The sequence below is a fragment of the Pseudomonas sp. GW821-FHT07E12 genome (assembly GCF_058986605.1).
Genome location: NZ_JBYSVX010000015.1, coordinates 82,049 through 101,315, shown reverse-complemented (window position 1 = coordinate 101,315; position 19,267 = coordinate 82,049). Strand labels below are relative to the sequence as shown.

At 63.7% G+C, this 19,267-nt stretch carries 18 protein-coding genes and 2 pseudogenes; 6 read left to right on the top strand and 14 right to left on the bottom strand.

Annotation, left to right across the window (positions count from 1 at the left end):
* Nucleotides 1–130: 130 nt before the first annotated feature.
* Nucleotides 131–781 carry a hypothetical protein gene (locus AC3WJE_RS10795; RefSeq protein ID WP_493730794.1) on the top strand — a complete coding sequence of 217 codons (651 nt, stop codon included), beginning with the start codon at nucleotides 131–133 and terminating at the stop codon, nucleotides 779–781.
* Nucleotides 778–1,416 carry a hypothetical protein gene (locus AC3WJE_RS10790; protein WP_493730793.1) on the top strand — a complete coding sequence of 213 codons (639 nt, stop codon included), beginning with the start codon at nucleotides 778–780 and terminating at the stop codon, nucleotides 1,414–1,416. Before AC3WJE_RS10795 ends, AC3WJE_RS10790 begins: the two co-directional genes overlap by 4 nt.
* 29 nt (nucleotides 1,417–1,445) lie before the next feature.
* Here the strand turns inward: AC3WJE_RS10790 and AC3WJE_RS10785 are convergent.
* Nucleotides 1,446–1,786: pseudogene (locus AC3WJE_RS10785) on the bottom strand (DDE-type integrase/transposase/recombinase); the annotation flags it as partial.
* Between the two features lie 276 nt (nucleotides 1,787–2,062).
* Between AC3WJE_RS10785 and AC3WJE_RS10780 the strand changes: the two are divergent.
* Nucleotides 2,063–2,203, top strand: coding sequence for a hypothetical protein (locus AC3WJE_RS10780; RefSeq protein ID WP_493730792.1), 141 nt, complete (start codon nucleotides 2,063–2,065; stop codon nucleotides 2,201–2,203).
* A 69-nt stretch (nucleotides 2,204–2,272) separates the two neighbouring features.
* On the top strand, nucleotides 2,273–2,791 hold the full coding sequence (locus AC3WJE_RS10775; protein ID WP_493730791.1) for a hypothetical protein: 519 nt from the start codon (nucleotides 2,273–2,275) through the stop codon (nucleotides 2,789–2,791).
* Here AC3WJE_RS10775 and AC3WJE_RS10770 read toward each other — a convergent pair.
* The 9 genes and pseudogenes from AC3WJE_RS10770 to AC3WJE_RS10730 all read right to left on the bottom strand — a co-directional run bounded on the left by AC3WJE_RS10770 (nucleotide 2,781) and on the right by AC3WJE_RS10730 (nucleotide 10,673).
* Nucleotides 2,781–3,473, bottom strand: a complete 693-nt coding sequence (locus AC3WJE_RS10770) for an ABC transporter ATP-binding protein (RefSeq protein WP_493730790.1) — start codon at nucleotides 3,471–3,473, stop codon at nucleotides 2,781–2,783. The genes AC3WJE_RS10775 and AC3WJE_RS10770 overlap by 11 nt on opposite strands.
* Before the next feature lie 2 nt (nucleotides 3,474–3,475).
* Nucleotides 3,476–4,531: an efflux RND transporter periplasmic adaptor subunit gene (locus AC3WJE_RS10765; protein ID WP_493730789.1), complete on the bottom strand. Its 1,056-nt coding sequence runs from the start codon at nucleotides 4,529–4,531 to the stop codon at nucleotides 3,476–3,478.
* Nucleotides 4,532–4,544: 13 nt separating this feature from the next.
* On the bottom strand, nucleotides 4,545–5,690 hold the full coding sequence (locus AC3WJE_RS10760; RefSeq protein ID WP_493730788.1) for an ABC transporter permease: 1,146 nt from the start codon (nucleotides 5,688–5,690) through the stop codon (nucleotides 4,545–4,547).
* A 41-nt stretch (nucleotides 5,691–5,731) separates the two neighbouring features.
* Nucleotides 5,732–6,877, bottom strand: a complete 1,146-nt coding sequence (locus AC3WJE_RS10755; protein WP_493730787.1) for an ABC transporter permease — start codon at nucleotides 6,875–6,877, stop codon at nucleotides 5,732–5,734.
* A 5-nt stretch (nucleotides 6,878–6,882) separates the two neighbouring features.
* Nucleotides 6,883–7,365, bottom strand: coding sequence for a hypothetical protein (locus AC3WJE_RS10750; RefSeq protein ID WP_493730786.1), 483 nt, complete (start codon nucleotides 7,363–7,365; stop codon nucleotides 6,883–6,885).
* A gap of 100 nt (nucleotides 7,366–7,465) precedes the next feature.
* A complete protein-coding gene (locus AC3WJE_RS10745; RefSeq protein WP_493730785.1) occupies nucleotides 7,466–8,812 on the bottom strand; it encodes a sensor histidine kinase in 1,347 nt (448 codons plus the stop codon).
* Between the two features lie 35 nt (nucleotides 8,813–8,847).
* Nucleotides 8,848–9,558 carry a response regulator gene (locus AC3WJE_RS10740; RefSeq protein ID WP_493730784.1) on the bottom strand — a complete coding sequence of 237 codons (711 nt, stop codon included), beginning with the start codon at nucleotides 9,556–9,558 and terminating at the stop codon, nucleotides 8,848–8,850.
* Between the two features lie 71 nt (nucleotides 9,559–9,629).
* Nucleotides 9,630–9,834 (bottom strand): annotated as a pseudogene (locus AC3WJE_RS10735) (IS481 family transposase); the annotation flags it as partial.
* Nucleotides 9,835–9,896: 62 nt separating this feature from the next.
* Nucleotides 9,897–10,673, bottom strand: a complete 777-nt coding sequence (locus AC3WJE_RS10730) for an SDR family oxidoreductase (RefSeq protein ID WP_493730783.1) — start codon at nucleotides 10,671–10,673, stop codon at nucleotides 9,897–9,899.
* 99 nt (nucleotides 10,674–10,772) lie between these two features.
* On the opposite strand from AC3WJE_RS10730, the gene AC3WJE_RS10725 reads away from it, so the two are divergent.
* A complete protein-coding gene (locus AC3WJE_RS10725; RefSeq protein WP_493730782.1) occupies nucleotides 10,773–10,988 on the top strand; it encodes a hypothetical protein in 216 nt (71 codons plus the stop codon).
* Between the two features lie 160 nt (nucleotides 10,989–11,148).
* Here the strand turns inward: AC3WJE_RS10725 and sppA are convergent, their stop codons facing one another.
* From sppA to AC3WJE_RS10705, 4 genes are all read right to left on the bottom strand, one after another.
* Nucleotides 11,149–13,050: a signal peptide peptidase SppA gene (gene sppA, locus AC3WJE_RS10720; protein WP_493730781.1), complete on the bottom strand. Its 1,902-nt coding sequence runs from the start codon at nucleotides 13,048–13,050 to the stop codon at nucleotides 11,149–11,151.
* A gap of 218 nt (nucleotides 13,051–13,268) precedes the next feature.
* On the bottom strand, nucleotides 13,269–14,630 hold the full coding sequence (locus AC3WJE_RS10715; RefSeq protein WP_493730780.1) for an MATE family efflux transporter: 1,362 nt from the start codon (nucleotides 14,628–14,630) through the stop codon (nucleotides 13,269–13,271).
* A gap of 158 nt (nucleotides 14,631–14,788) precedes the next feature.
* On the bottom strand, nucleotides 14,789–15,394 hold the full coding sequence (locus AC3WJE_RS10710) for a DUF3106 domain-containing protein (protein WP_493730779.1): 606 nt from the start codon (nucleotides 15,392–15,394) through the stop codon (nucleotides 14,789–14,791).
* Between the two features lie 178 nt (nucleotides 15,395–15,572).
* Nucleotides 15,573–16,604, bottom strand: a complete 1,032-nt coding sequence (locus tag AC3WJE_RS10705) for a hypothetical protein (RefSeq protein ID WP_493730778.1) — start codon at nucleotides 16,602–16,604, stop codon at nucleotides 15,573–15,575.
* Nucleotides 16,605–17,075: 471 nt separating this feature from the next.
* Here AC3WJE_RS10705 and AC3WJE_RS10700 point away from each other — a divergent pair, with 471 nt between their 5' ends.
* Nucleotides 17,076–19,259, top strand: a complete 2,184-nt coding sequence (locus AC3WJE_RS10700; protein WP_493730777.1) for a primosomal protein N' — start codon at nucleotides 17,076–17,078, stop codon at nucleotides 19,257–19,259.
* Nucleotides 19,260–19,267 lie beyond the last annotated feature (8 nt).

The window sequence follows — 19,267 nt, the reverse complement described above, 5'->3', positions numbered from 1 at the left end:
GCTGGTGATCCTCAATGCCCGCGCTCGTGATGCCTGGGCCGGCACACCTGCGCTTGGGTAAACAAGACAGTTGCTACCGCATGCGGGCCAGCCACTTTGCTTCGACACCCATCGCGCGCACCATGCAGGCATGCGCCATTTCCCTGCCCTCGCCGCCCTTGTCTCGCTGGCCCTGGCCGGCCCGCTGACGGCCGCCGAGCAGGACAACGTTCGGATCTACCGCTGCATCTCCAGCAATGGCGCAGTGGCGCTACAGAACGCCCCGTGCAGCGATGGCCGGCAACAAGTGCTGGACATGCAGCGCCCGAAGGATCCACCGCCGCGTGCCGCCAGCACGCCATCCGCCAAGAATGCGCCCCCGGTGCCGGTTCGCGAGGTCCGCATCGTCAGCGTGCAGCCGCCCCAACCGATGTACGAGTGCGTCTCGTCGGAAGATGGCGCGCGCTATACCAGCGACAGCGCCGAAGGCAATCCGCGCTGGGTACCGACCTGGGGCTACGGCTACCCGGTCGGACGTCCCGGCGCCGGACATTCGTCGCCACCACCGACCACGCTGGGCAATCGTCCATCGAGCGGCGGCGTGATCGTGCCCTATGGCAGCGTGCAGATCCGCGACGCGTGCCACGCGCTGCCGCCGCGCGAAGTCTGCGCACGGCTGGCTGACCGCCGTTGGGAGCTGATCCGCCGCTACAACAGCGCGTTGCAGAGCGAACGCGAGCACCTGATGCGCGACCAGCGCGGTATCGAAGCACGTATGGACCAGGATTGCGGCGGCGCATGAGAACCCTGCGGTTGAGCTGGCTGCTGGTACTCGCCGCGACGCCGTCGTGGGCACAGGAGGTGACCATCTATCGTTGCACCGATGCCAACGACGCACTGACCATTCAGAACATGCCGTGCCCGAAAGGCAGCCGGCAGCAGAAGAAAGTGATGGCGCCCTTGCAGACCCCGCCGGCCTCCGTGGCAGCGCCTGCCGCAGCACCGCCGGCCGTCATTGCCACGACACCGGCACCGGCGATCGTTGATACCGCGATGGCCCCGCCTGCCGTTTCTGTTCCGGCGCCGGCGGCGGAAGTCACGCCGCGTTTGCCACCGCCTCCGTTGTTCGAGTGCAGCATGCGCGACAACGATCACTACCTCACCGAGAGCGGACAGGCCGCCTCGCGCTGCGTCCCGCTGCGCACCACCGGATTGGACGGCAATCCACTGAATGGTGCCGGCGAGGCCTGTGAGGTCATCACCGATCGCTGCGCGCGAGTGCCCGACGGCGCCGCCTGCGATGCGTGGAACAAGCGCCTGCTCGAAGCCGAATCGCATTGGCGCTTCGCGTTGCCGGAGCACGCCGAGCAGCGCAAGCTGGAGTACGACCGCCTGCATCGCATCGTTGAGGAAAGCAGCTGTGGAGCGCCGGGTTAGGGCACTCTGGATCGAGCGATAACGAATGCCATGACCACGTTGTCCCAGCAGTTACCCTTGCGGCCCATGCTGGCCACGAGTTTGTACTTGGTCGGCAGATCACGATGGGCTTGACTGGCGTACTGGCTCTTATGCGGCCGGTATGCACGATCAGTCTCGGCCTGGGTTGGCGCAGGACGATGGCCATCTACAAGGCAGAACAGACCAATTCGGCCGGCATGTTGGGGGCCATCGCCCAACCCACGATCTTGCGTGAGTACAGGTCCAGTACGGCGGCCAGATACAGCCAGCCGCGCTCGGTACGGATGTAGGTGATGTCGGCGACCCAGGCCTGGTCGGGCGCGCCGGGGTTGAAGCGTCGATCCAGGATCGTTACGCGATGTCATGTTGCGGATGGGATCCCGTCCAGATTTCTTCAACCTCATGAGGTTAATACCGTGCGCCTCCAATCTCGTCTAGATCGTGCCTACCCGTGTAGGAGAAATCTGATTACCCCATCAGACAACTACGCGACATACATGAGTTCTTGCTGAATCCAGCGAAAATTCGGCCTATGGCTGTCGAAATCGACTACCTTCGCATCGTCTGTTCAGGAAGCAGACATCAGGTGATTGATTTCTAACATCGTCAAAAAGGAGTTTTGCATATGTTCAAGAAGCTTCGCGCCTCGGCAGCTGGTCTCGTTCTCGCTGGCGCCGCTGCGCTGGTCCCGGTCGCTCACGCCGCAGAGGTGATCATCATCATCATCTGCGATTCGGCCGATTGCCTGATCATCGTCATCACCTAAGCTTGTGGGGGGGCCAGAGGCCGAACCCGTTCGGCCTCTGGTTAAATACTCGCGCCAAGGATCAAATTGATGTCCAGTCAAAAGCGCTTCCGAAAAGTCGCCCTCGTTGCCATGTTCTGCGCCGCACCGATCTTTGCAGGCTGTTCCGAAACAGGTGGTTCCGCAGGCAGCCAGAGCTCTGATAGCTCCACGGAAGCAACCGCCCCAATGCAGCCGTTTTTTCTGAGTCTCATGAAGTCAGGTGGGAAATTTGGCGGCAGGGTGGCTATTCCGGCAATCTGGATCTTTTCAGCAGATGGCAACTTGACCCAGCTCGTTGCTTCGGAAGAAGAACTCGCCGCGCTTCAGCAAAGTCCAGGCTCAGAGAGCGCAACCTCGCCCAGCCTGACCTGTGAGCAGGTGAGCGCGGCACTTACAGAAGCGGCTCCGAGCCAGACTTGGCGCTTCAATTGCGGCAACGGACAAGCTTCCGCACTGCTGCTCACCAATCGAGAAGTCTGCAAGACATGTGATGCGTTCGAAGCAAAGTTCTCTGAGCTGGGCAACATTGCGCCTGAGCGGCGACAGACGCTCGTGCTCACGCAGTAGGCTCCGGCGCCTCCAGTAAGCGCCCTTTCTCTAGATGATGCGTAGTGCCCGCATATTCGGCGGCCTTCGCATCATGGGTGACCATGATGATCGTCTTTCCGTGATCGTGACTGAGGCTCTTCAAAAGTGCCAACACCTCGCTTGCGGATTGACGGTCCAAGTCGCCCGTAGGCTCATCGCAGATCAGAAGCTGCGGATCCGCGACAATTGCCCGCGCTATGGCAACTCTTTGTTGTTGTCCACCGGACAGCTCTGCAGGGCGATGCTCGCTTCGCTCAGCGAGTCCGACCAGAGCGAGAGCAATCTGCGCACGACGCGATCGTTCCGGGGCGCTCATACGGGTCAGCAGAAGTGGCAGTTGCACATTCTGAAGCGCCGTGAGGACGGGCATCAGGTTGTAGAACTGAAAGATGAAGCCCACATTGTGACTTCTCCATTTGGAGAGCTCCGAACTGTTTAGCTCGTCGATCCGCTGATCCCCTACGCGCACAGTTCCATCCGTGGGCCGGTCCAGGCCCCCAAGGATGTTCAAAAGCGTGGTTTTGCCGGAGCCCGATGGCCCCATCATCGCCACAAACTCGCCTTTATTGATTTGCAGATCAAGCGCTTCAAGAACGGTTACGGAACCTGCTTGGCCCTTGTAGATCTTCTTTACCCCAGAAAGATCGATGAAGCTCCCCACGGTCAACCTCCTTTCGCAATTGGCTGTGACCCGAGATCAGCAACCGACTGGTCAGCCGCATCAACAAAGCTCACTCGCGCTCCCATGTCCGGGACGATTCGCGGGTCTTCGATGTCGAGACCGACGCGGACTTTGACAGTCGCCCGACCGCGGTCTGCTGCAGGGATGATGGCAATCACCTTCCCGGGAATTTGGAAATCCGGATACGCATTGAGATTGACCTGCACACGCATGTTTGGCTTCACGCGACCAATCGAGGCCTCACCGACCTCAACCTCGACTTCGAGAGAATCCATGTCAACGATCGTGGCAATGCCCGTGCGGGTGTAACCGCTGGCAGCACTCGGCGAAATGATCTCTCCGACCTGGGCGGCCTTTGAAGTGATGACGCCGCCGAAAGGTGCGCGTATCACGGACAGGTCCAGATTGACCTGGGCAACTTGCGCCTGTGCTTTATAGACATCAACATTGCCCCCCTGCGCCCTGACTTGCGCGCGGACTTCGTCAACGCGCGAGCTGGCTTGTTCGGCATCCTGCCTTGCGACGAGACCGGCCGAGGCGAGCTCCTGAGCCCGAGCGCTATCCCGAACTGCTTGCGCAAGCTGCACCTCAAGTTGACGCACCACATGTTCGGCAGCAGTCGCCTGCTTCTGGGAGGCTTGGAGTTGAGCACTTGCCGTCTTGGCATCCAGCTTCGCGAGGGTCTGACCCTTCTCGACCCGATCACCCTCTTCGAAGAAGACTTCCGTGACAACACCGATTATCTGAGACGATACGGTAGCCGTGCGCCGTGCAACCACATAACCCGACGCATCGAGAACAGAATGAGAACTCGCGGCAAGCAAGGCGCTTGTACGCGGAGGTTCGATGTGGACTGCGACCGGCTTCTCACCCTGCCCCCTGGAGAAGCCAAGCCATGCGATCAATCCCCCCACAAGAACGGCGAGCAAAAGGGGCATTGCTCTGCCGCGCTTCGGCAAAGACTTCTCCACGTACACCACTTCCCTGTCGATCCTGAGATCCTTCAACAGCTCGCTTTTGTCTCGTCCCTGTTCCATTGCGGTCCTTCAATCAATCTTTCAATGCGTCAACGAGCTTGCCGCCTAGCACACGCTTGATTGGTAACGCGGCGCTCAGCAGCCCCAAGGCGAGGCTATAAATAAAAACCATCCCGATAACATCGGCTGACACGGAGAAGCTAGCGTAGACAGCGCTATTAGCACTTGAGGTTCCAAAGCTCGCGCCGTCCAGGAGCGCATAGACCCAAAGCAGTGCAAGGGCGGTGGCGATAGCTCCCTGAAGAAGCACATCGAGTAGCGTCGCGATTACGATCGAAGCGTCCGAAAAGCCAATTGCACGCAGTGTTGCCATCTCGCGCCTGCGCCGCTCAAGCGCCATGCCAAGCGTTGTCGAAATCGCAAGCACTGCCCCGGTTCCCAACAGCACCGATATTCCCGCTGCCGCCAACCGGACGAAGCGAACCAGAAAGCCGACCTGTTGCTGGTAGTAGTCGGTTTGACGAACGACACGGACATCCTGAAGACGAGGATCGTCGCGCAGGGCGGCTTCGAGCGCAGCGAATGAGCCCTCAGAGCTCAGTCGTAGCCAGACGGAAGAGCTCCGGCCCGAGCGGTTGAACGCCGCCTGCAGCGCGGAGAAGTCGGTCCAAATCTCCGACTCCCAGAGGCTGCCGCCCGTCTCAAGCCCGCTGACAATCTGCCAGTCCCGTCCTTGAAAGGTGACCGAACTTCCTCCCAAAGCAGGAAACTGCGATCGGAGCGTATCGCTGACAGCGATCTCTCTACGGCCGAACTGCAGTTCACCCGTCAGGTCAGCAACGCCTGGATCCAAGAACTCCAGCATCTTTGCATTGATCCCGCGGACCAGCACTGTGCTGGGCTGCCCATCTGAACGAGCAAGCTTTGTATTCGCCAAGAACTGGGGCGCCGCCATGGGCTTGCCATCGGCGAATTTCGCGATCCCTGGAAGGCCAGAGAGGAGCGCAACCTGCTCCGGTGTGAGAGTGCTCGACACCTCGTCAGACGCACTCGCCGAAAGTGCCAGTGCAATCGTGCTCTGCCCTGTCCCGCTCCCGATCCGCTCAATGCCAGAGGGGATGGCCAGCATCACAGCCAGCGTAGCTGTTGAGATTAAGAAGCCCGCAGCGATCAGGAGGCTGTCTCTCGGCCGCACCCGGTGCGTCGAAAGGAGCAGCATCAAGACTTGTGCACTTTCCCGAAATGTTCGGCCTGACATCATCAGCCCCGAAGGTGATCAATGGGCCGCAACCCAGACAAGATGGAAGCCGGCCAAGCCAGCGAGACAGCCATCAGGCCGAGGATGCCCACAGGAAGCGTCAGCAGCGCCCACTCTGGAATAGCGACCGATCCGAGCAACCAAGACGTTGCGGGTGCAAGCGCTTTGAGCAGTCCATAGGCGCTAACAACGCCCGAGCCTGCCCCCAGCAATGCGATTACAAAGAGTTCCAGCGCCAGCGCCAGAAACTGGGCCAATCTCCCAAATCCGATCGTTTGCAGCGTCGCCATCGTCGATCGGCGCTGTGATGCGGCATGGGCCAGCACTGTTACGAGAACCAAGGTTGCACAAGCCAACATGGCACCCATGATGAGCATCAGCAGAGACTGGATCTGTCCGAACCTCGCCAGCGCTGAATCCGTGCTGCTTCCGGTGTCCGCCTGCAAAGGCGGATCGCTGCCGGCGAACTTCGTCTCGATTTGATTGGCGAGCTCCGACAGCCGCGCGGACTCCTGGCCACGCACCCGCACACGCATGACGAGGTCGCGCCGGTCTTCAGGGATGATGTTGTTGATGTAGCGGTAGTGTCCGAAAGCAGCCTGATCGGCAAAAGAACTTTGAGAAGGCGGCAGTATCCCGACCACCGTCACAGGGATCTCGACACCGCTGAGCACGTCCCGGGGCGTCAGGGTCATGCCGGGTGTCAACCCGCACTTTGCGGCGATCGCATGCCCTACCAGCAGTCCATTGGACGTGTTGTTCCAAGCATCGAACATCACAGCGTCAGCGCCGCGCTCCTGCACGAGTTCGGGAACGAGATCGCCCCCATACGCGTTGATGGACACGACGCTTCTGCCATCGCTGCATATGAAGCCCGCCAAGGTCTGATAGGAGACGCCCCTAACACCAGGCATGGCCGCGATCTCCAACGCATGCCTCAGCGGGTAAGGAGAGCTTGCTACACGGGCGTTTGAGACATTGATCTCAGCGTTCATCGAGGAGCCGGCGTTGTTCGCCAGGAACGGGGCCGCGAATGTGGAGAGCACAAGCCACGCGATTACGGACACCGCCAATGTGCCTGCGAGATAGGCTGTACGGCCCGGCTGCTCCCTAATTCGCATCCACATCAGGTAACCGATCGCGCGCATTGATGTCACTGTTTCAAGACGAGCGAGACATCGATGATGTTGACGGGCACTCCCGTCTTGTTCGCGAGCGCGTCGACCTCTCCACGCGCCTGCGGGCACAGTTTTTCGCAAGGTTCGCGGGTCAAGAGAAGAACTGTCCAGCCGGCAGGTTGCGCTGTGATATCGGCACCCAGATTGCGAAGGTTCGCGGTCAAATCCGTGAGCTTCACTGCGGAGATCGCTGGCTGCCCTGCTTTGCCCACGATCTGCGACAAGCCGGATACACCGTCTGGACTGTCCAGCCTCGCCACGAACGCGCCACTTGGATCGAAGACCCAGATGGCTGGCACCTTCAGGCTAGGAACCTCTGTCCTCGCCAACGTGACATGTGCCTGGAAGAATGCCCGTAGGTCGACTGTCGCCCGAGTTCGTTCGTTCGCGAAGCTGATAACAGGCGCAGCGCCGACAACGAGGGCGAACAGCAACGCAACTGAGGCCTTCCTGGTCATGACTTGCTCCGTAGATTGATAGAGGCGCGGAATTCGCACACGCCATGTTTACTACGGCTTCGTATCTGAAGTTTGTCCGACGACGTCTGGAGCTAAAACCTCAAATAGGCAGCTCAATTCGGACAACAAGCCCTCTTTCGAAGGCGTTGGAAAGCACTAAAAGTCCGCCGCTTCGCTTGATGGCCAGGTTTGCCGTCGCAAGACCCAAACCGATCCCGCCAGTTGCTCGATTGCGAGAAGTCTCGCCACGATAGAAAGGTTCAAGCACGCGTGTGAGCTCATGCTCTGGTATCCCGGAGCCATCGTCGGCCAGCTCGATCCAAGCTGCGACCGCGTCTGAACCGACACGGACCTCGACCGAATGCGCGTAGTTCCGGGCATTCTCCAGAATATTTCCGATAGCCCGACCCAGCTGAAGCGGACGCGCCATGGTCGATACCGGCAGACCGGGCATCAAACGCGCGACGTCGTCATACGCTCCCGCCTCGATGCAATCCGACACCAAGTCTCGAAGCTCGACCGACTCAGGGGGCTCGCTTTCCACGCGATCTCGCGAGAACGCCATGATCTCGCCAATCATGTGCTCCATACGATCGATGTCCGCGACCATTCGTGGCACTGCTGGATCGCTGACCGCATGCATACGTAGTTTCAGCGCGGTAAGCGGTGTTCGAAGGTCATGTGCGACTGCCGTCAGCATCCTTGTTCGCTCTTCCGCATGAGATGCCAAAGCACTCCGCATCTGGTTGAGGGCTGCTCCCGTTTGCGCAATCTCCGTGGGCCCGGCGACCGGGAACTCCGCCATTTCCAGCCCTGAGCTCCCCGCGCTCGATGCGGCTTTCGACAATGCCCGCACCGGAATGGTGATCCGGCGTGCGATCCACCATGTAAGCGGTGCCAAAAGGATGATGCTGACTGCGAACATCAGCAAAACACGGCCACGCCAGAGCGAAAGCCACGAGATGTCTGGGCCGACGGTGATCCAGCCGTTCTGCGAGCGCATCGATACCTGGAATGCCGGCTGAGGGGCGTCTTCCGCCATGTAGGCTGCCGCGATCGAAGTCAGTAGTTGGTTGGGGACTCTGTCCAAGTCGCCGACCTTGGTGATCGCGTAGGCCCCGGAGGAGATCTCTGGAACAGTCAGCTTGAATGATGAGACTCGATCGGGTTGATCGGTTGGATCCAGCGTATGCACTTGGATGTCAGTGAGCGGACGAGCTACGGCGCTAGCGATCGAGACGGCCAGAAGAACGTCGCTGGCTCTGGTTGGGGAGCGCAAAGGTGGCGCAGCAGCCTCCTCCCGACGCATGCCGTTTTCTAAAGCCCCTGCAGGACTCAGCAGCGCTGCAACCGCTTCGGATGGCTTGATCTGCGGGACAGGCGGCGGACGGACGAAAAAAAAACTGACGGCGATGGCCTGGCCGATGAGGAAGGCTGCAAGCGCCAATCCCCCAACCTGAGCCAGAATTGGAAACCGTCGCATCACGTCCGGGAGACGCTCGGACGGAACCGATAGCCTTCACCTCGAACGGTCTCAATGATGACCGCATCATCCCGCTCGGCGAGCTTCCGTCTCAAACGACTGACCGCTAGGTCTATGGCGCGATCGAAGCTCTCAGACCCGGGGCCTTGAACCAGATCTTGCAGACGCGACCTGGAGAGAAGCTTGTTTGGATTGCTAACAAAGGCGGTTAGCAAAGACTGTTCACCAAGCGTCAGGCGCAGCTCGTTTTGTTGAGGATCCAGCAGCACCTTCTCCTCAATATCGAAGCGCCATGCGCCAAACCTATAGTCAACAGATGAGTGGTTTCTTGCTTCCCGCTCGGCTGCACGAAGATCTCTTCGAAGCACAGACCGGACCCTGGCGAGCAGCTCTCTTGGATCGAATGGCTTTGCAATGTAGTCGTCCGCCCCCCCCTCCAGCCCCAATACGCGATCCGGCGTAGACCCCAACGCACTGAGCATGAGCACTGGAATTCCTTGATCTACAAGCCGCTTGCAGATCGAGACACCATTTTCGCCCGGAAGCATCACATCCAAGATCACCAGATCAGGGACGATGTCGATGAGAACCGCATCAAGATCCTTTCCGTCCACGGATCCCCACACGCTAAACCCCTGCGTAGCCAGGAAATCCACGAGGGCTTCCCGCAGACTTTGATCGTCGTCAACAATGATGATGCGTTGCGTCATGGGTCGAATCAGTGATTGCCGAAAACAGATCTAATATTCCACCTTCAGTCTGCCGCTACACGGTCAAATCATCACCAGGTGTTTAGTACCAGCGTATGGTGGACTGGATTCAATTTGAATCGTTCTGGCGCTGAAGTCCACTGTTTTCAGATGCATTCGTTAAGGCATGAGACCCTTGAGAGTCTTGAGCCTTCGGCTGAAGTTGTCGGCATCCATGAAGTCGGCCAGATGCTGGTGCAGTTTTGCGTGATCGTCGTAATGGAAGCGCTTGACGGTAACGCCCCATCGCGGCTGATGGCCCTAGGCCACCCGGAGCCGCTCCTACGGTGAGTCTGTATCTAGAACCCGTAGCGCAGAAACCCACCATCCACCGCGATGCACTCGCCGGTGACGTAGCTCGACGCCGGCAAACACAGGAACGCCACCGCCGCGGCCACTTCCTCCGGTTCGCCGATGCGGCCCATCGGGGTGCGGTCGATCACCTGCTCGTAGTAGTCCTGGTCCGACAGCGGCTCGGAGGTACGGCGGGTGCGGATGTACCACGGTGCCACCGCGTTGACGCGGATGCCGTCACCGGCCCACTCGCAGGCCAGGTTGCGGGTCATCTGGTGCAGCGCGGCCTTGGTCATCCCATAGGGCGCGCCACTGCGCACGTGGGTCAGGCCGGACACGCTGCCGACGTTGACGATCGCCGAGGACGCATGCCGCGCCAGCAATGGGTGCGCGTAGCGCGACAGCTCGAACGCCGAGAACAGATTGGTCTCGAAGATCGAGCGCCACTCGTCCTCGGTGTAGTCGATCGCGGTACGGGTGATGTTGCTGCCGGCGTTGTTGATCAGCAGGTTCAGGCCATCGGCATAGTCCTCGACCCAATCCAGGATCGCGCGCCGGTCCTCGTCGTCGGCTACGTCCGCCGCCATTCCATGCAGCTCGCGATCAGGGAATTCGTCGGCCAGTTCGTTGCGCACCTGTTCGAGCGTGTCGGCATCGCGCGCGACCATCAGCAGGTCGGCGCCGAAGCCGAGCAGCTCGCGTGCGATCGCCAGGCCGATGCCGGCACTGGCACCGGTGATCAGGGCGGTCTGTCCGTCCAGACGCCAGCGGGATGGGGTCACGTGCGTTCTCCTGCGATGGTCGCTTGGCCGCAAGCGCGGATTTCATCGCCTTTGCAGCATGCGGCGTAGGATAACGCCACACCGCACGAGGGCTCGCCGATGAACAAGATGCTGTGCATGGGACTGCTGTCGCTGCCATTGCTGGTCGCCTGCAAGCGACCCGAACCACCCTCGCCCGAACGTCCGCCGGAGCCGAAGGCAACCGCACTGCGCGATGCGATCCAGCAGCCGCTGGACAAGGCCAAGGCGGTGCAGCAGGCCACCGATCAGGCTGCGGAGCAACAGCGCGCGGCGATCGATGCGGCGACGCGCTGAGAGAACCGCACCGCAGGAGGACTGACCCGCCATTGACCCTGTGGGAGGGACTTCAGTCCCGACGCTTCTCCGGTAGAGCCCCGTCGGGACTGAAGTCCCTCCCACACGAAACCTGGAGCCCCGGCCTGGTCTCGCACCGGGCCGGGGCTCCACTACGCATTCAGAGCCCGCAGAAGCAATACGCCAGCGACTTCACCGGCGTACCGCCCTGCTTGGCTTCGCTGACGGCGTCTTCGACGAAACGCAGTTGCGTGTCCACTTCCGGCAGTGAGCGCGCCAGCATCACGCGCGCCAGCCCGGACTCGCCCAGCATCCACGCGCCGGCATGGCTGCCGGCAAAGCCGCTCATGAACTGCGCGAACGGGGTGGACGGCTTCTCGATGTAGTTCACGCGGAACTTGCCCTTGGTCAGCTTGGCGCGCGAAGCCGCATCGGCCACCGCTTCCTTCATGCCGCCGAATTCGTCGACCAGCCCGCGCTCCTTGGCCTGTGCGCCACTCCAGACACGGCCGCGCGCGATGTGGTCAATCGCCTCGACCGACTGGTGACGCGCATCGGCGACCTTGCCGGTGAAATCGGCGTAGCCCTTGTTGATCACCGACTGGATCACCTGGCCGACGCCCGGATCCAGCGGTCGGGTGATGTCGAACGCGCCGGCGAAACGGGTCGTGCCCACGCCGTCGGTATGCACGCCGATCTTGCCGAGCGTACGGGTGACGTTCGGGATCATGCCGAAGATGCCGATCGAGCCGCTGATCGTGGACGGGTCGGCGTAGATGCGATCGGCGTTCATGCTGATCCAGTAACCGCCGGAAGCGGCCAGATCACCCATCGACACCACCACCGGCTTGCCGGCGGCCTTCAGCGCGACCACTTCGCGACGGATCTGCTCGGACGCGAACACCTCGCCACCGGGCGAGTCCACGCGCAGCACCACCGCCTTCACGTCCTTGTCGTCGCGCGCCTGGCGCAGCAGCGCGGCGGTCGATTCGCCACCGATCTTGCCGGCCGGCTGTTCGCCGCCGCTGATCTCGCCTTCGGCCACCACCACGGCAACCTGCGGACGCGCATCCATCGGCGAGCGACGCGTATCGAGCTGGGCCAGGTAGCCGTCGAAATCGACATTGCGGAAACCGCTGTCGGCATCGTCATCGGCCACGCCACGCTCGGTGAGCAGCTTGTCGATCTCCTCGCGCGTCTTCAGCCCGTCCACCAGCTTCTGCTGCAGCGCGTACTTGGCCAGGTCGCCACCGGCGGCGGCGATGCCCTCGGGCATCGTGTCGATACCGGCGGCAATCTGCGCCGGCTCGAGCTTGCGCGCCTTGCCGACGTCGGCCAGATAGCGCTGCCACACGTCGTTCATCCAGAACAGGTCGGCTTCCTTGGCGTCGGCCGAGGCGGCGTCGAGGATGTACGGCTCGGCGGCGGACTTGTACTCGCCGACGCGGAACAGGTGCACGTCCACGCCGAGCTTGTCCTGCAGACCCTCGCGGAAGTACTGGCGGTAGCGGCCCAGGCCTTCCAGCATCAGCCCGCCCATCGGATCCAGATAGACCTCGCTGGCCTGTGCGGCGAGCAGGTACTGGGCCTGGGTCATGCCTTCGCCGAACGCGACGACCTGCTTGCCGGAGGCGCGCAGATCCTGCAGCGCCACGGCGACCTCGCGCATCGAGGCGAAGCCGGACGGCTGCAGCTTGTCCAGATCCAGCAGCACGCGCTCGATCTTCTTGTCGTCCTTGGCCGCCTCGATCGCCCGGATCAGGTCGCGCTGCTGGATCTCGTTGGCGCCCTTGTCGCCGACCGCCTTGGCCAGCGCACGGCTGACCGGATCGGCGCTGAACTGCTCGACCAGCTTGCCTTCCGGCGCAATCACCAGCGTGGTGCGGTCCTGCAGCGGCTTGACCCCGCTACCGCGCGCCATCGCCGCCACGAACGCCAGCAGGATCAGGAACAGCAGACCAAAGAACAGCAGGTTCAGGATCAACCGCCGGGTGAAGTTCATCACACCCCACAGACCGACGAAGAAGACGGCGATGGGGTTGCGACGCACGGGTTGGTTCATGGCGGGCTCCGTCCGGGGAAACGTATTTTTAAGGACAACGGCACAAGGATGTGCCGCACTCTTGTGAGGAACTCACAACGAATTAAATCCCGGCACATGATGGATGTGCCGCGCCGTTGTGAGGTACTCACAAAACAATCGGGGTCAGCATAGCCGCTGACAAGGGGAACAACATGCGCTGAAAGTAAGGGCCCAGCCGCAGCCGCAGCCCGTTAACGCTATTGCAACAGGGCGCGCCGGCTGCTGACCTGGAACCGCCAGCACAGCAGCACCGCCGCGGCGGTCAGGCCGAGGATCAAGCCGATCCACATGCCCTGCGGCCCCCAGCCCAGTCCGAGCCCGAGTCCGGCACCGAGCGGCATGCCCAGACCCCAGTACGCGAACATCGCGATGAACATCGGCACGCGGGTGTCCTTCAGCCCGCGCAGTGCGCCGGCCGAGATCACCTGGATGCCGTCGGGGAACTGGAAGGTCGCCGCGAACAGCAGCAACGTCGAGGCCAGTGCCGCCACCGCGATGTCATCGGTGTAGACGCTGACGATGGCGTCGTGGCCGAACAGCAGGGTCGTGGCCGACAGCGTCTGCGTCGCCAGCACGATCGCGTAACCGGCCCAGGCGGCGCGGCGCATGCCGAGCGGATCGCCGCGGCCCACCGCATGGCCTACCCGCACCGTAGTCGCTTCCGCCACGCCCATCGGGATCATGAAACACAGCTGCGCGACGTTGATCGCGATCTGGTGCGCAGCGGCCGGCACCGCGCCGAGCCGGCCGATCAGCAGCGCGGTGACGATGAACAGCCCGCCTTCCATCAGCACGGTAATGCCGATCGGCAATCCGGTCCGGAGCAGGTCGCTGATCGCCGACCAGCGTGGCGGCTCGAAGTGCGCGAACAGCTTCAGGTGGGCAAAACGCTTGCCCCGCCACAGGTACAACGCGAACGACAGCGCCTGCAGCCACATCGTCGTGGCCGAGGCGATGCCCAGGCCTTCGGCGCCATGCTCGGAAAAGCCGAAGCGGCCGTAGGTCAGCGCATAACCGAGCGGTCCCAGCACCAGCAGTCCGCCGAAGCCGAGCAGCATGGTCGGCAACGTCCAGTGCATGCCTTCGCTGAGGTAGCGCATGCAGAAGTACAGCGTCAGTGCCGGCCCGCCCCAGCGCACCGCGTGCAGGAATGCGGTCGCGCCCGGCACGATGTCCGGGGCGATGCCGAACGCCGGCAGCAGCGGCGGCACCAGCGACAGGAACGCGAACATCACCGCGCCCAGGCCCAGCGAAAGCCAGATCGCCTGCCGGAACAGCGGCGCGATCCTGTCCTCGCGTCCGGCGCCGTGCAGCTGCGAGACCGAGGCGGTCAGCGAGATCAGCGTGCCGATCGGTATCAGCATCGGCAGCCACAACAAGGCGGTGCCGATCGTCACCGCCGCCAGCGTGTCGGTGCTGTGGTGGCCGGCGATGACGTTGTCGACGAAGCCGATCAGACCGGTGGAGACGTGGCCCAGCACCAGCGGCAGGGCGAGCATGAAGGTGGTGCGCACTTCGCGTGCGAAGCCCGGCGCCGCCGGGAGGTTTGAAGCAGACATGGACTACACAGGACGCGTACTGCGGCCGCACCGGGAGGGCGCTGGCACCGGGTCGCGTGGGGTCGCTATCTTACCTGCCGCCTGTGCATTGCGTGGCTGCACAGGCATTTCGGGAAGCCGCACGCATCATCCCGCGAATCGCGCAACGCCGCCCCATTTCAGCGCCCGAGCTTGTGCTGCAGCCAGGCACCGCGCGCGGCCGGGGCCTGCGCCAGCAGTTCGTCGCGCAGTGCATCGCGGTCCTGCGGCGGCGTGCGCTGGGAGATCACCGCCAACTGCTGCAACTGTTCGGCATCCAGGCTGCGCAGCAGGCCGAGCAGTCCATCGCGCTGCGTCGATGGCACATAGCCGAACAACGGCTGCAACTGCATGTAATGCGCGCCGAGCGTGGGGCCGAGTCGCCAACCATCGCGCCGCAGGCGATCCATCGCATCGAAGCGCGTGTGCAACGCGCGCTGCTGGTCGGCCGGCAGTGCGGCGACCTTCGCCTGCACCTGACGCAACTGCGCGCGCTCGGCTTCGCTCAGTTCACGCCAGGCGCGGTAGCGCGCGCGCAGGTCGGCGCGTTGCGCTGGCGTCATCGTCTGCCAATCCATGCGCGGTACGGGGACGGTTTCGACCACCGAGGTGCCGGTGGCTTCGTCGAGCGGGGCGGGCAGGGTCTGGGCCGTGGCGGTGATGGTAGACAGGGCGAGCAGCAGGCCGATGGTTATTCCCTCGAAGGCGAGGAACCCGCGTCTCAGATTCTTCGAGGTCCGTGCCATCTGTACGATGTCATGCAAGTGGTAGGACTCGTCATTCCCGCGAAAGCGGGAATCCATGGACGTTGCTTCGAAAGGCCTAACGTCCATGGATTCCCGCTTTCGCGGGAATGACGGACTGAAGGTTCTTGCATAGATGCCCACCAGATCCGCAGCTTCGCGAAATCGGCGAAGACGCAGGCTAATTTTCGTCATCGACCGTCTCCAAACCGGCCGATGCCGGTTCACCCACGACGGGCTGGGTATTGGATTCGTCCACTGGTACCGGCCCGCCGGCGGCGAACCAGGCATAGAAATCGGCCTGGTGGGCCAACGGCAGGTCCGGATCGGCCAGCATCGCCGCATCGGCCGGGTCGATCACCGGCACGACAGCGGGAGCTGCCGCATCCGCCGTAGCCGGCAGGTCCTCGATCCGAACCGGGCCGGCATCGACTACGTGCAGGGCGCCCGGCAATGCCTGCGAGACCGGATCAGGCGGCAGTGCCGGCGAGCGCTGCCACCACCACCAGGCCAAGGCCGCCAGCACCATCAGCAGCACCGCGACGATCAGCACGATCGGGCCTGGGCGTGGGCGGCGGGCTGGTTTGCGGATCCGGGCCGGTCGTTCGGAAGACGGCGATGCCGAGCGGGACGCGGCCGCCGCATCGTGGGGCAGCGCTGCCGGGACACCCGCGAGGGCGGCCTGGCGCAGTTGCGCCAACCCGTCCAGCCGCTCCGGCGACAGCTCACGGACCTGCGCCTGCGCCGCCTCGGCCAGCGCACGCCAGGCCGAGGCATCGGGTTGGCCGGCCGCATCGCGCGGACAGGCATGTCCCAGCGCCTGGCGATAGTCATCCTCGGTGACGCCGAGCACGTCGGCGGCCATCGGCTCATCCAGGCCGGCGACGATGCGCAGCAGCAGCGCCAGGCGATCGCCCGGCGCCATCGCCGCCATCGCGGTGAACGGTTCGGGCCAGTTGGCCGAGGCCTGGGGAGTACGCAACCCGGGAGCGGCCGACAACAGCCCCCAGAAGCGGACCGGCCATCCGGCCATCACGACTTCACCGGCATGGCTGTGGAAGGCCCGCAAGGCCGCCGCCAGCGCCCGCCCGGCCAGGGCCTCGTCGCCGCACTGGAGCAGCGCCACCACGAAGCCGCGTCGCTCGACGCCACGCAGGAAGGCCGACAGTGCCGCGGGGGTGACGGAAGGCTCGGAAGGCGGTGTTGCAGTCATGGGTACTCCGTCATCGGTCCGCATGATAACGGCGGCCCCGGGATTTCCGCCCCCTTGACAGATGGGTCGCTTGGGCCTCCTTTCAGGGTTTGCCGTGAACGGGTTGTGCACAGCAGTAAAACCGGCCGCCGTCGAACCAGCTCAAATTGCGAAAACCCCGTTGTTTCAGCCATGTTTCACACATAAGTTATTGTTTTTAATAAATATTGTTGCGGTGGCGAAAATTTGTCCAACATATGGCAGAGGCCGGGGAATGCGCCCTCATGGCCCCAAGTACAGGGGAAGCCCACAGCCTTATCCACAGGCTGTGTGGATAAGGCGAATTCTCCAAGCAGGGCATGGATTTACATCCTGTTTATCAAACCAGAGGGTGAGGAACAGGCGTCAAGCGGCCGACGCTGCGGGGGCGTATGGAGCCTCCGCCCGGGCCGACCCGCCCGGTATTGGCGACGCGCCGCTTAAACTGGTCCGATGCCGATCCGCACCCTCCAGGTCGCCCTGCCCGTACCGCTGCCACAGCACTTCGACTACCTCCCGCCGGGCGGCACCGGGGCGGCGGACGATGCGATCGGCCGCCGGGTCAGCGTGCCGTTCGGCCCACGCGAACTGGTCGGAGTGGTGGTCGGACTGGGCGAACATGCCGCGCCCGACGGTCTGCGCGAGGCGCTCGCCTGGCATGACGACGCCGCGCTGCTGACCGGCGAGCTGCCGCGTTCGCTGCACTGGCTGGCGCGCTACACCCATGCCCCGCTCGGCGAAGTGCTGGCCACCGCCCTGCCCGGCCCGCTGCGCCGGGGCGAAGCGCTGCCCGACACCCGGATCTGGGCCTGGCAGCTGACCGAAGCCGGCCACACCGGCCTGCCCGGACTGCGCACCGGCAGCCGCCCGGCGCGACTGGCCGGCCTGCTCGCCGCCGCGCCGATCGACGAGGATCGCCTCGACGACCTGCTGGAAGGCTGGCGCGAGGCCGCGCGCAGCCTGTCCAAGCGCGGTCATGCCGAGCGCGTCGCGCTGCCGCCGCCTCCGCTCGGTGCGATCCGGCCCGGGCCACCACTCAATGCCGAACAACAGGAAGCGGTCGACGCGATCGCTGCCCAGTCCGGTTTCGGCGCATTCCTGCTCGACGGCGTCACCGGCAGCGGCAAGACCGAGGTCTATCTGCAAGCGATCGCCGATTGCCTCGCGCGCGGCCGCCAGGCGCTGGTGCTGGTGCCGGAGATCGGCCTGACCCCGCAGACGCTGGCGCGCTTCCGCGCCCGGCTCGGCGTGACCGTGCATGCCCTGCACTCGGGGTTGTCCGACGGCGAGCGCGCCCGGGTATGGACCGCGGCGGCGCGCGGCGAGGCACGGCTGGTGGTCGGTACACGCTCCGCGGTGTTCCTGCCGCTGCCCGACGCCGGCCTGATCGTCATCGACGAGGAACACGACGGCAGCTACAAGCAGCAGGACGGCATCCGCTACCACGCCCGCGACTTCGCGCTGGTGCGTGCCAAGGCGCTGGACGTGCCGGTGATCCTCGGCAGCGCCACGCCATCGCTGGAATCGCTGCACAACGCCGCCAGCGGCCGTTACCACCACCTGCGCCTGTCTCGCCGCGCCGGCGAAGCCAAACCGCCACGCGTACGCGTGCTCGACGTGCGCAAGCGTCCGCTGCAGGACGGGCTGTCGCCGGAAGTGCTGGCCGGCATCGGCGCGGCGCTTGCACGCGGTGAACAGGTGCTGGTGTTCAAGAATCGGCGCGGCTACGCCCCGGTGCTGCTGTGCCACGACTGCGGCTGGACCGCGCCGTGCAACCGCTGCAGCACCCCGCTGCATACCACGCCGATGACCGTGCATGCCGGCGGCAGGCGCCTGCAATGCCATCACTGCGGCGCGCGGCAAGCACCACCGTTGGCGTGCCCGGCGTGCGGCAGCCTGGCGCTGCAGCCGCAGGGCATCGGTACCGAGCGGCTGGAGGAACGGCTGGTCGAAGCATTTCCCGATCAGACCGTGGTGCGCATCGATCGCGGCACCACCCAGCGCCGCGACGCACTGGAGCAGCAACTGACCAAGCTCGGCAATGCGCCCGGCATCCTGGTCGGCACCCAGATCCTGGCCAAGGGCCACGACCTGCCGATGCTGACGATGGTGGTGGTGGTCGGCATCGATGAAGGCCTGTTCTCGGCCGACTTCCGCGCCTCCGAAAAACTCGCCCAGCAGTTGATCCAGGTCGCCGGTCGCGCCGGTCGCGCCGAACGTCCTGGCGAAGTCTGGTTGCAGACCCATCATCCCGAACATCCACTGCTGCACACGTTGATCAACGGCGGCTACCACGCCTTCGCCGCGGCCGAACTTGCACAGCGCGAAGGCGCCGGCTTCCCGCCGTTCGCACACCTGGCGCTGTTCCGCGCCGAAGCCAAACAGGTGGAAGCGGCCAACGAATTCCTGCGCGCGGTGCGGGCGCTGCTAGGCGAAGGCCCGGTCGAAGCCTACGGCCCGATGCCGGCACCAATGCCGCGCCGTGCCGGCTTCCAGCGCACCCAGTTGCTGCTCTCGTGCGCGCAACGTCCGCCGCTGCACGCACTGCTCGATCAGGTGCTGCCGCAGGTCTATGCGCTACCGCAGGCACGGCGCGTGCGCTGGTCGCTGGATGTCGATCCGTTGGACCTTTATTGAGACCGGAG